Source organism: Lederbergia graminis, assembly GCF_042655485.1.
GTDB lineage: Bacteria > Bacillota > Bacilli > Bacillales > Bacillaceae_C > Lederbergia > Lederbergia graminis.
In genome coordinates this window covers 59,649-72,589 of record NZ_JBHSMC010000010.1, presented here as the reverse complement: position 1 = coordinate 72,589, position 12,941 = coordinate 59,649, and the positions used below count along the sequence as shown (strand labels likewise).

Genomic DNA, 12,941 nt, shown 5'->3' with positions numbered 1-12,941 from the left:
GTGACCACTTCACTTTATTCTAACGTAAAACGGGCACGATGAAACTTCCATCGTGCCCCCTATTATAAAACACTCTCTAGCTTGGCATGCAACACAGCCCAAGCAAATAAAGTCCTAGCGATTTAACGGAAAGTCGTAATCTACCATTCGAAATAAATTAAGATACTAGTTTTAATCCTATAGCAGCGGCTAGAACCATAGCGATGAAGACTAGTCGTTTCCACTCCTTAGATTCTCCATAAAATATCATTCCAACTAGGGCGCCGCCAACAACACCTATTCCTGTCCATATCGCATAACCGGTACCCATTGGGATATAACGCAATGAATAACTGAGTAAAGCAAGACTGGAGCCAAATCCTAAAATTAGTAAGATAACGGTTTGCCAATTCCTTTTCACAGACAACTGGTTGATCATAGCAACACCAAATGTTTCTAATAAGCCTGCTAATATTAATGTAAACCACGCCATTAAGATTCAACTCCCTGCTCTTGTTTTTCATCCGTTACTACTTTTAATCCGATGACTCCGACTAACAGTATGCAAATTAAGATGATTTTTTCCCATTTTAATGGTTCTTCAAAAAATATTATTTCAGATATAACAGTACCTGCTGTTCCTAACCCAACAAAAATAGCATAGACTGTTCCAGCAGGAAGTACATTAGCCGCGGTAATCATTAAATAATTACTGACAATTATCGCGATGACTGTCCAAGTCCATGTCCAGAAATCATAAGCATGAGTTAACCCTATTACCCAACCAACTTCTATTATTGCTGCAATAAATACTTTTAACCAGTTTTTATTCATTTGTTGACTCCTCCAAACGTCATAAACTAAATAAGCCTGAGAGAAAACTGTAAACAGTTTCTCCCAGGCTTTTATCCTTCCGTGACACGACTTTGCGTGAGTTTTCTCTCGGACCAGACCAACAACTAGTTGCGGAACCCTAGAAAACTTTTAAATTATATAATTAAATACATTATACACATATACCCTTTTTCTTTCAAAGATAAAAAGTTTTAGGCACAATGGAGGAGATTGTTATACTTTGACTTTTTTCTTTGCTTCATTCGGATTAAGAATGATAATTTTGCCGTCTTCTATTTCCATCCTTACTTTATTGGAATCTTTTACTCCTATTGCCTCTAAATAATCCTCTGGCACCTGGATTCTTCGTGCACTGTCCAGGACAGTTAATTCCACATGTGTATCATCGTCTTCGCCTTGTTCTTCTTCTAACTCCATATCTAGGTAGGCAGAGCGACGTAATATTTCACTCGATGTTTTCCCATCTCGAATCGCAACAACACGATCCATCTTTCTTGTTAGTTGCGTATCGTGGGTAACGATGACGATTGTTACACCTAATTCACGGTTTAGATTTCGTAAAACATCTAGGATAATATCCGCCGTTTTCGTATCAACACTACCTGTCGGCTCATCCGCTAGAATAAGACTTGGGTTGTTTGCAAGCGAAATGGCAATTGCGACACGTTGCTGTTCCCCACCTGATAAGGAATGTAGCTTATTATTAATACGATGACCCATTCCTACCATTTCCAACAATTCCTTGGCACGTTCGCGTTTATGCTTGCCTTTAATTAACATTGGAAGTTCCACATTTTCTACAGCGGTTAAGTAAGGAATTAAGTTACGAGCATTGTTTTGCCATACAAATCCGACTGTTTCTAGCTTATACTTCACCAAATCTTTATCCGAAAGGCGCAGTAAATCCTTACCATCTACAATCAATTTACCTGCCGTGGGACGGTCCAGTCCACCTAGCATATTCAATAAGGTGGACTTTCCGCTCCCAGAGTTTCCGATAATGCCCATCATTTCCCCTTTTTCTACTTGTAAATCAAGTCCTTGAAGGGCGATAACCTCATTATCATCATCAATTTTATATATTTTCATTAAGTTTTGGCAATCTATCATATTAATCCTCACCTAACTTTATCGCTTGATGAATCTTAATGCTTCTCAAGAATCCTATTAAAATAGAACAGCCGAGAACAAGCATAACAATCACAAACCCATAAATCTTCATCTCATCACTTGCGTCCGATACAACTTCAAATGGAGGCATCATTTCCTTAATGTTAAAGGATAGCTTAAATAATGGAACAAATAGAATGCTAGTTATTCCTCCAATAATCACGCCAAGTGCACATGCCACACCGGATGTTAGTACTTGTTCAGAAACTAATATACCAATTAATTTCCGCATCGGAATACCCATTGCTCGATATATACCGTACTGTAGTGTTCTCGACTTGATTGTTAGGACCCAATACAAGATGAAACCGATGAATGAAATCATTAATGATATTAGGAATCCTAACGTCATCGTTCCATTTAAGCCTAATAATAAACCACTATTTTTTAAATCAACTAGATTTGGATAAATATCTTTCATCGCTAGGATTGGAATTCCTTTATTTGAAATACTTTCGTAGAATTCCTCTCGAGTAGCATCTTCTTTTAACTTCATCCAAACTTCATATGGTTCTATACTTATCATATTTTGGACATACGGTAAGTTTGCTACGATTAGTCCGGCATTATGATCAGAATCTGGAGCCTTTTCTAATGGGTTAAAAGTTGGCCAATAATCGATGACTGCATATACGACAAATTCAGCTCCATCGTATCTACCCCAGTTTAATCGAATATAATCGCCTGCATCTACCCCAAGTTTAGTTGCTATTTCGCGGGAAATAAGAACGGAGCTCGGTTCTTTAGCAAGCAAATTTAAATAATCATACCAGTGGTGTGGTAGTAAAGATGATTTAAACCAGTTCACCTCACCAAAGTTCTTCGGCTCGATCGCCATTAAAGATGCATGACTAATACTTTTTGAATTAGTTCCGGCTGTCACTTTCTCTTTCAAAAACACCTTAGCTGTTTGCTCTACTTCCGGAATTTCTGTAAATGGAGTAAAGTCTGGCTCAGTAAATACAACTTCATTCACTGTAAAGTCTGGTGTCTGTTGCTCCACATCACCTGAACCAGATCCTCCTGGCCCAGTAACTGGATAGTAAGAGCTTGGGTTTGTCTGAGTACTCTCCCAGCGTACTGATACTTTAATATCCGCACCATGACGATAATAAATTTGCTCTTCCAAATTATTGTTAATTGTTCGAGCTGCGCTTGCACTAAATACCCCAATTCCAATCGTCATCACTAAAAACAGCATGAGAAATTGGTATTGTCTGGAGGATCTACTTACTTGTAAGAATGTACTATATAGGGATACTGGCCAAAATCTTTCACCAATTTTATAAATCCCCATTAGTATCCATGGATATATGCGCAATACGATCAAACCAAGACCAATAATAAATAGTGCAGGGATAAAGAATAAGATTGGATCAATCATCAAATCAGATGGATTACCATCAATTGCTAATAGTTCTTCTTGTCTACGATTGAAATTCATTAATCCATATACAGAAATACCGAATAGCAATAATTCAAAAATCATTGTATACCAGTTTTGTCTTCCGAACTTTCTAGCAGACTCCTGCTTGTGATTTACAATACTTTGTCCTGATGCCCTGTAAACAGGAATCATAATCATAATAATAGAAGCAATGACTGCTATTAGAGCATATATATATGCATCCACTGATAATTCAATCGGTAAAGTTGACCGTTGAACGAATTCTAAGAAACCGTTCGATGCTCCTAATACTTTAACTAGTTGTAAACCTAAATAAGGTCCAATGAAAAAGGCTAGTACACCTAATATCAATATTTCGATAAAATAGATACCGAGAATTTGCCAGCGACTTGCTCCACGACTCGCTAAAACTGATATCTCTGTTAATTGTCGCTCTATAATCAGTTTTGAAATCATGTATAAGTAAACGACGAGCATGATCAAAACTGGAACATTTAGCGACCACAACATGATGGTTAGTTGTTCGCCTTTCGTAATATACGAACGTAAAATATCCTTTATCGGGAATTGGAATAGAATCGACGCACTTTTTACCTTGTTGATCTCTGTTTTTAAAGAGTTTTCTACTCCTAGTAACCTAGGTATATCCTTGTCTGTAATATCATAATAATCAAATGCTGTACTGAATCTGCCTATTCCTAGTAAATTCTCATGTTCTTCCACAATGAGACTTCGGAATAGATCTTCATGTATTATAAAATCTTCCGAAAAGTTATCCTTTATTAGCGACCAGTACGGATTTTCATTTCCACCAGGTTGGAATACACCTACTGGTTTTATACGGAATTGAATATCTCCCTCTTGGACAATATATTCCGTTCCAATAACAGTATCTCTTTTCATAAGTGCTTGTTCTGTTACTAGTACTTCATACACATTGTCCACGGGTTCTGGACTTGGAAACTTTCCATCTACTAAATTAATGTTTTCTTCTAAATTCGTTAATGCAATTAACTTCCCTGGTTGAAGAGATTTACCATCATCACGACCATCACCGTACACAACCTTCAGTGGAGTTGTTGCAAGAGTATCCACATCTGTTAGTACTGGTAGGTTCGCTTCCGTTACAATGTCCTTCTTTATTTGTTCTACTGCGAGTAATGCTTCCCCACCATTATCAATGTTTGCTTTTGAGAACGTATCTGAGAACGTAAATTCACCTGGGAACTCATTATTTTTCACCTGATAGTCTTCTAACTCAGAAATTAACATTTTCTGTAGCACACTCGAAGTATAAGTTGGAATACTCGAAACAAGGGACACAGTGATTATTAAACCAAGGAATAAGCTACCCGTTAGCCAGCGGTTGTTGAGCATTTTTCGGAATATTAGTTTAAAAATTGCCACGTACTTATCCCCCCTACTTTAAGATGATGACGTCCCCTTCTTCGAGTCCTTTAACAACTTCAACTTCTGTAGCAGAGATAATTCCTACTTCAATATCTACCTCTCGTTTTGTGTTATCCTTAAGGACTTGTACATAGTTTCTGCCTGCACTCGTTCTTAGACCATTCTTTGGAATAATAAGTGCACCTTCTTGCTTAGCAGTAATAATTTCCATTCTAATAATCGATCCTACAGAAACTCCTTCTGGCAGTTCATCAAAACCAACTACAACTGTCCTACCATAATGCTCCGGATTAGTTTTAAAAACATCAGCTGGGATGTCAATTGGTGTTTGAATAACTTCTCCTGCAATTTTTTCACCATTAATTTCAGCGATTGCTTCCATACCTGTTTTAACATCAACGACATCTGAATCAGAGATAGCAGTATATTGTAAATTTAGTTTACTTGTATCTGCTACTTGTACAACTCGTTGATATGCAGGTACATGTTGACCTTGATCAATGTCTGTAACATATGTGATGACTCCATTTATTGGTGAAGTAATCTTTGCTTCAGCTAATTGATTATACATGAGGTTAAGACGATTCTGGATACCTTGAATATCTAATTTCGTAATTTCAATTCCATATTTATCTACGTGTTCTGCTTCCTGCAATTGCTTCAATCTTAACTGTGCTTTCTTTAAATCTAGTTCTACTTGTTTAATATCAAATTCTAAGTTACCAGTTTCCAATTTTACTAGCAGTTGACCTTTCTTTACTGTGTCACCTGTTGTCACATAGACCTCTTCTAATCTACCCCCGTCTTTAGAATAGAACAAGTCATGTTGTGCTTCAGAAACGAGCGCTCCTGCACCTTGGACTTTTTTAATTAAATCGCCCTTTGTAACTTCAACAGTTTCATAATCCATTTCTGCTGGTTCTACTAAAGGTGGTGCTAATACAGGCTCTTCTTTCGGCAAAAAGGAACAACCAGTGAGTACAACGCTTAAGGAAACAACAATACTTAAACCTTTAAAAGATGGTTTAGACAATAATTTCTTGTTTACGATAGGCAATGTTCTTATCCTCCAATGTATAGACATGGTCTAGTATTTCTAAGATGCCAGGATCATGAGTTGTCATAATAATGGTTGTCGAACTATTCTTTACTATTTCTTGAAATGCGTGGATAATTCGAAAAGCCATTTTACTATCCAATTCAGCTGTAGGTTCATCGGCTAGGATTACTTTTGGTTTTGAAGCAATAGCTCGTGCAATTGCCACCCTTTGCTGTTCTCCACCTGATAATTCAAAAGGACGATGTTTTTTTCTTTTTGATAATCCGACCAATTCAATTGATTCAGCTATTTTTTCCTTCCATTCCGATCGCGGAACTCCCGCAATTCGTAAACCAAATTCAACATTTTCTTCAACCGACATAAGTGGAACTAACCCATAGGATTGAAAGACAAATCCCATCTCTGTTCTACGCAATTCGGATCTTTGTTTCTCATTCATTTTATTAATATGATTTCCGTCAAAATAAATATCACCGCTAGTAGGTCGATCTAGAGCACCGAGTAAATTTAGTAAAGTTGTTTTACCGGAACCTGATCTTCCTCTTAACGCTATTAATTGATTTGCTTCAATTGACATATTAATACCATCTAATACATCGATTTTTTTACTACCTTGATTAAAAGATTTCACAACATTTTCTACTTTAATAATTGGTTCCACGAATTCACCACTTTCTTTCTACATATAAGGTTATATCCGCATCCTAAGACAGGATGCGGATATCCTTTGTAGTATTTATTACTCTCCGGCAATACCTGATCTTTCAATCCCTTGAACGAAGGCACGCTGTACAAATAAATACAGTATTAAGATTGGTAGAATAGTCAACATAACCGCTGCCATAATTTGGTTCATTAATGTTGGAGCAAAACCAATTGCTTCCCCTTGTGCCACTTGTCTTGCTACTTGATCCAAACCTTCCGCATTGGCATTACCATTAAATGTTGCTAGGTTTTGCGCTAAGTTAAAGAATTCAGGTAGTAACAAGTACATATTTGGTTGGAATACATCGTTCCAGTGCCAAACGACGGAGAACAAGAATACTACTACCATCGCTGGTTTCGCTAATGGGAACATGATAGTCCAATACGTTCTAAAAGCACCTGCTCCATCAATTCTAGCAGCTTCTTCCATAACTTTAGGAAGACCACGGTAGAATTGCATGAAGATGAGAACGAACAATGCTCCTTTTAATCCAAATCCCATTGCTGAAGGGAAGATAAATGGAAATAGTGTATCAATCCATCCTAAATCACTGTAAAAAATGTACAGTGGAACAACGATTGTTGTTGGTGGAACTAGGAATGTAAAGACAACTAAAGCCAACCATAATCCTTTCAAAGGAAACTTGTAACGTGCAAATCCATATCCAATAAATGAACAGCTTATAATTTGGAGTATAGCACTTCCTAAAGAAATCCAAATACTATTCAATAAACCATTCCAATAGTTGATTGCTTTAAAAGCTTCCACATAGTTATTTAATTCAAATTGTTTCGGTATCCATTGTATCGTAGCGTCCGCAACATCTGATGGTCGCATTAATGATTGTGAAATCATGTATAGCAACGGATAAAGGAAAACGAACGATAAACTAAATAACAGTAAATAATAAAACAAATTTCCGATAAATGATCTAGATCGTCGTGCATATAATGACTTTTTTTCATTGGTCACACGTTTCTGAACTAGATCTTGCACCTTACCAACGATAGGAAGATCCAATTGAATACACTCCCCTCTTTAATTATTATTACTCGCCATTCCTCTTCGGAACACTAAGAACACTATGCCTAATACTAGGAAGATGAAGATAAAGTATAACCATCCTATTGTAGAACCATAATCATAGTCATTCGATACAAACACAGTGTGTAGTAAGTGGTTCATAATTCCGTTGTCCGGATTCGTAAACGAGTTAACAATGGTAAATAACGTGTTTACGAAGATCATTGGAATTAACATCGGGAAAGTGATCTTCCAGAAAATTTCCCAACTGGTTGCTCCGTCTATTTTCGCTGCTTCATATAACGATGGTGAAATCGTCTGTAATGCAGCTAAGAATATTAATATCTGAACACCGGAATCCCACATTACTAGTGTTAATGAATCCGCATACTCAAGTAATGGCATAAGAACAACTTCAGGGATGAAATTACTCAATTGTCGGAACAAACCCCAATCCGCAAAAATTGGCAAGTTCGCTGCACCTTGTTGTAATAATTTACGAAGTGCTTCACCGGAAGCAATAATGACCGGTAAGAAGAATACTCCCCTAAAAAATGTCCTACCAAATGTGTGTCGATTCAGTAAGATAGCACTGAACATCGCAAAAATTAGAATCAATGGAACGTTCGTGACAATATCTTTCATTGTTTCTGTTAATAAAGGTACAAAATGTATATCCGTCGTAAAAGCTTGACGATAGTTTCGTAAACCTACAAATGTTGCAACAAGTCCATCACGTGTTGGTTTTAAGTCATTGAATGTATAAAACAATGATCTACCCAGTGGGACAGCCATAAAGAGAAAGAATCCAATAATCCAAATGGATACAAATGAATATCCCTCTACTATATGACGAGTTTTCATCGATAGTTTCATGATTATCTTCTCTCCCCTTTACGTACCTCATAGTCTAAGGCTTTTATTACTGAGCCATCCACTGACTTTGGTGATCTATTATAGTTAACAATCACTTGTGTACCATTTTCATATGTTGTTACATACACTTTATTTTGTACTTGTTCATGCCCAACAATTAACTGACCTTTTGTTAGTTCATGTATTTCTTTGAAGCGATTGTACTCTTCAACAGAACGATCAAACCAGAAATCAAAGGTTGAGCTAAATAAGCGGTCTTCCATTGTTCTCTTGAGATTATCTGTTGATTTATACGTAAGTTCAAAGCTCGGTGTTGCACCGTATTCAATCATTCTCAACAATTCCACTTTTGAATCATTTCTCAAGTTGGAAGGTTGTCCTGAATAAGGTACGAGACCGTGAATAACAATTTGATAGAATGGAACAGTTTCATCTAAGATTACGAAATGGCTGGAATCCATTGGGATTTGGTTAATTTCATCCACATGACCTAATGCATATGCATGACCATAATCTACTGACACCTTACCAATTTTCTCGCGGAATAATGAGATTGTTTTTACCCAAGATTCTTTCGTTTGAGCTCTAGTATAAAGATGCTTTGGATTTTGATCAGAGTAAAGCATATCTGCCATATAACTTAAATGAACCCCTGATACTCCTAAATCTTGATATTTTTCAATTTCATCTTTTGCATATTCTTCAGCATGGTCAGGACGCATTAAGTAGAATACTTGATCGACATTACCTAATCGACTAGACACATGATAATTCGGACTTTCCGTTACTTCCCTGTCAATACTTCTAACCGCATCTTTCGTTGGCTTTAGCCCTTTACTTTCGTTAAAAGGTCTAACATAGTTTGCATCAAGATATAAATCAACACCTTGTTTTTTCGCAAATTCTGCTAAATCCTCTAGCTTTTTCTTGCCACCTAATTTGCGTTCAGCTTTATGTTCAGGTTGGTTACCATATAATCCATCTTTCGTCCAACCTTTGAAGGTGATTTTTAATGATTCCACACCTGCATCAGCATATTTTTCGATTATTTCTTTTGCTTGTTCAAAGGTTGTCATATCAATAAACGTTGACCCAACTATTTCTTCTCGGAGAATACCACCCACTAATAATACATGAAGTGGAGTTGTATTTTCCGTTACTTTTTCAAGACCTGCTGTTTCTTGCAAATATTCACGATATGCATGTGCCATTCCAACGTAGTGTGCTTCTTCATCTTCTAGAAGGATAAACTTCACTTCACGATCGGCTTCCGTTCTTTTACCTTGGAAAAGTGGAATTCTACCAGATGATCCGATAAACACTACGTCTTGACTACGATACACAAATTCTGGACCTGCGCGATAAATTGGAATGTTACGTACTCCTGCAGGCGTTGCATTAATATTAGCTGTTTCTTCCCCTTCTGTCAGGATAGCTAAAAAGCCTTTGCCAGCTTGATAGATTCCATATACAGGTAATGCGATTTCTTCTTTTGGAGCATCTCCAATTGTAAATCCACTTGCTAATACTTCACCTAGTTGCTCTAAGAATGTATGGTCAGGTCCATACACAGGCTCTGAGTAACTATTGTAATATTTCGGATGTACTTTCCTAACTTTCATTAGTGCACCTGAACCATCAGGCAGGAACACTGCACCTTCATCTAACTGTTCATCCGCAGAATTGAAAAACGGTAATACTTCAAGTGAAATTAGACGTACTGTACCTTCTTCTTTGATAGAGTCGTCTGGAACTCTAACAATAAAACCGTCGTCTGTTAACGTGTATTCTACTGCAAAGCGAAGTTTTTCCTCCACTAGTTCAAAGTCTACTCGAATACCATTTTCAATGTCAGTGTATTCGAGTTTATTTCCTGTTTCCTTTAACGTGTACGTCTGGGAAATACTTGATCCATCTGTAGTTGTTATATGAACAGGCGAATCCATAAACTTCTTATTATTTGCTAGTGTAGAAGTCGGTACTAGTGGTGATCCTAGCCACTCATAACCAGATTTCTTATTTACAAGTCTAATATTTCCAGATTTTTCATCTATATAGAGTTCTAGATTTGCATTTTCTGTTACCTTTTTTGTTGCTGTAATCGGATAGTATTCTACTTCTCCCTCTTCTTCATCTGCTGCTGTGTCACCAGCGTTTTCATCAGTAGCTTCTGTATCTGTTGCTGCTTCCTCTTCAGCAGTTGTTTCAGCAGTAGTTGCTGCTTCCTCTTCCCCATCTGTTTCTTCGGCAAAACCATTGAATGGTAGCAAACTAAAAATTAGAAGCAGACAAATGAAGAAAATAGATATTTTTTTCTTTGAATTTGCCAACTGGTCCTTCATTATATTTCCCACCTCCTACAGCCTAAATCGTATTTCTTTGAATATATCAAAGAAGAAACTGATGAATTGGCTTAATAATCCATATAGCAATATCCCTAGGAACCAGATTATTGCCACTGCTAGTAGCGTAATAAACGTAATAAAGATCAGTTTTCCTAATTCAAAATCATGAAGAACTTTCACTTTAATTAGAATCAGCAATCCAACCCAAGCAAATACAAACATAGAAAGTGTTCGATAAAACTCCCCTTCACTTAGAGCGATTACATTCGTTAATAACGTGATCGGAATAATAAACACGATGTACGGTGCTAAACAATAAGCACTACCAACAAAGATTTCCTTAAATTTACCTTCACCATCTAAAATTGTACTAACACTCCAGTTAGCCACACACCATGTAATCCAAGGAACTACTATCCATATAAGCTCATGCCCATAAGAAATTTGATATGCTTCACGAGTTTCAAAATGGTAGCCTACTAATAAGAGTGAAGCCATTCTCGCAACAAAAGCAAGGAGTATTAATATAACGCCGTGAGACCATTTCAAGCGGCTTGGGTTTTGCAATTCATAGAAGAAATCTAGTGGATGAGCCATTACTTGTTTCATATTTTTAAGTGTGGTCAAGACGCTTCCTCCTCCTTCACAAGCGAGCTTTCTTCCATTTTCTTCAACCTACGTTTACGAATAAGCTTATTCGTTAATGGAATTCCGTAGCGAATAACTAGGAATAAAACAATTACTCCTCCGAAGAACCAAGCAAAATTATCACGAACAAATTCTACACGATACTGACGAAATGCTTCTGAGTAGTCTTCTCTAGCATTTGCTTTTCGGAAATATTCCATTGCCTCTTTATATTCTTCATTTTTATATAGCGCTTTCCCAATCGCGTGATATGCAATATCAAAGTTACCATTTAGCTGGATAACTTCTTCCCAAAGATCACGTGCTTCTTCATAGTAGCCTTCTACATATAATCTGGATGCTTCATGTACAAGATCAGCAAATGGTGTTGTTCTGAATAAATCTACTCTAGCACGTGCTTTATCCACAACATATATGATGCCTTCTGAGTTTTCAGCTAAGCTTGATGGCGTAGTGAAAACACCGTTTTGAGCACCATTTCCACCAAATACGAATAATAGATTTCCTAGTTTGTCATATTGATAGACTCTGCTAGTTGTTAAGTTTAGTGCAGTCATCAGTCCGTCTTTATTTATTGAAATATCGACAAAAGATGAAACTTCAAATGGCCCACCATAACTTATTAAGTCACCGTATTTATTCATACCATGGTTTAATGTATCAACACCAACCGGGGATAGACGCTTAATTTGGTTAAAGTCCGTTCCTAATGTTGTCGTATAAATAAAACCGTCTTCATCTTGTGCCAAGTTCGAAAACGCTAGTGCTTGGACAGATGGTAACTTTGCTTTTTGTTCTTCTGTTGCAATTAATCTAACAATTAAATTTGTAAGACTGAAAGGAACATCGTTAGAACCAAAGAATCCTTTAAAGTCTCCAGTAGAATCTATTTGCATCAAACCTCTTGTATTACCTTCACTCACGACATAAAGATAGTCACGTTTATCTACTGCTAGTTTAGAAGGAGAGTACGTGAAGTTTCTACCTAGTAAAGGACTATCTGGTGCTGGAAGTTCTTTAATAAACTTTCCATTGTGATCAAAAAGTACGATACGTTGATTTTTAGTATCTGCCACATATACTGTGCCATCTTCTTTAACGAAAGTACCTTTTGGTCCATTAAGAAGTCCAGGCCCCTCTGTATCTCCAATTACTTTTATTAATTCATTATTTTTATCCACATGGACAATGCGATTGTTTCCAGTGTCCGTAATATACACTGTGTCATCAGGTCCAATAAAAACATCCTCTGGGTTATTCAGTGGCCCTGATGGTAAAAACGCACCATCTATTGAACTATCATACACATATCCATTTATTGAACGAACGTCTTGTCCTTCCGTATTCCATATATAGCCTTCGTAAGGAGTTTGCGCTGAACTTGTTACGGGAATAGCCAATAACATAGTGGCTGCAGCTGCAGCGCATATCCATTTAGGCAAAAATCTCTTCAATGTTAGC

Annotated in this window: 11 protein-coding genes and 1 riboswitch; all 11 genes read right to left on the bottom strand. The window is 37.0% G+C overall.

What is annotated here, in order from left to right:
* Positions 1–157 precede the first annotated feature (157 nt).
* The 11 genes from ACFPM4_RS07580 to ACFPM4_RS07530 all read right to left on the bottom strand — a co-directional run bounded on the left by ACFPM4_RS07580 (position 158) and on the right by ACFPM4_RS07530 (position 12,934).
* Positions 158–472, bottom strand: coding sequence for a DMT family transporter (locus ACFPM4_RS07580; RefSeq protein ID WP_382349681.1), 315 nt, complete (start codon positions 470–472; stop codon positions 158–160).
* Positions 472–813: a DMT family transporter gene (locus ACFPM4_RS07575; RefSeq protein ID WP_382349678.1), complete on the bottom strand. Its 342-nt coding sequence runs from the start codon at positions 811–813 to the stop codon at positions 472–474. The genes ACFPM4_RS07580 and ACFPM4_RS07575 overlap by 1 nt, the downstream gene beginning before the upstream one ends.
* Positions 814–871: 58 nt before the next feature.
* A riboswitch (guanidine-I (ykkC/yxkD leader) is annotated at positions 872–967 on the bottom strand.
* 80 nt (positions 968–1,047) lie between these two features.
* Positions 1,048–1,944, bottom strand: a complete 897-nt coding sequence (locus ACFPM4_RS07570; protein ID WP_144923568.1) for an ABC transporter ATP-binding protein — start codon at positions 1,942–1,944, stop codon at positions 1,048–1,050.
* Position 1,945: 1 nt separating this feature from the next.
* Positions 1,946–4,819, bottom strand: a complete 2,874-nt coding sequence (locus ACFPM4_RS07565; RefSeq protein ID WP_382349674.1) for an ABC transporter permease — start codon at positions 4,817–4,819, stop codon at positions 1,946–1,948.
* Positions 4,820–4,832: 13 nt separating this feature from the next.
* The gene (locus tag ACFPM4_RS07560) at positions 4,833–5,879 is read right to left on the bottom strand and encodes an efflux RND transporter periplasmic adaptor subunit (protein ID WP_186324733.1); all 1,047 of its coding nucleotides are present in this window, start codon (positions 5,877–5,879) and stop codon (positions 4,833–4,835) included.
* The gene (locus ACFPM4_RS07555; protein ID WP_186324732.1) at positions 5,848–6,543 is read right to left on the bottom strand and encodes an ABC transporter ATP-binding protein; all 696 of its coding nucleotides are present in this window, start codon (positions 6,541–6,543) and stop codon (positions 5,848–5,850) included. Before ACFPM4_RS07555 ends, ACFPM4_RS07560 begins: the two co-directional genes overlap by 32 nt.
* 78 nt (positions 6,544–6,621) lie before the next feature.
* Positions 6,622–7,608 carry a carbohydrate ABC transporter permease gene (locus ACFPM4_RS07550; protein ID WP_382349669.1) on the bottom strand — a complete coding sequence of 329 codons (987 nt, stop codon included), beginning with the start codon at positions 7,606–7,608 and terminating at the stop codon, positions 6,622–6,624.
* A gap of 18 nt (positions 7,609–7,626) precedes the next feature.
* Positions 7,627–8,475: a carbohydrate ABC transporter permease gene (locus tag ACFPM4_RS07545; RefSeq protein ID WP_382349666.1), complete on the bottom strand. Its 849-nt coding sequence runs from the start codon at positions 8,473–8,475 to the stop codon at positions 7,627–7,629.
* A gap of 14 nt (positions 8,476–8,489) precedes the next feature.
* Positions 8,490–10,829 carry a DUF5696 domain-containing protein gene (locus tag ACFPM4_RS07540; RefSeq protein WP_382349663.1) on the bottom strand — a complete coding sequence of 780 codons (2,340 nt, stop codon included), beginning with the start codon at positions 10,827–10,829 and terminating at the stop codon, positions 8,490–8,492.
* Between the two features lie 15 nt (positions 10,830–10,844).
* Entirely contained in the window at positions 10,845–11,459 is a 615-nt protein-coding gene (locus ACFPM4_RS07535) for a Yip1 family protein (RefSeq protein WP_144923550.1), read from the bottom strand.
* Positions 11,456–12,934: a hypothetical protein gene (locus ACFPM4_RS07530; protein WP_382349659.1), complete on the bottom strand. Its 1,479-nt coding sequence runs from the start codon at positions 12,932–12,934 to the stop codon at positions 11,456–11,458. The genes ACFPM4_RS07535 and ACFPM4_RS07530 overlap by 4 nt, the downstream gene beginning before the upstream one ends.
* Positions 12,935–12,941: the final 7 nt, after the last annotated feature.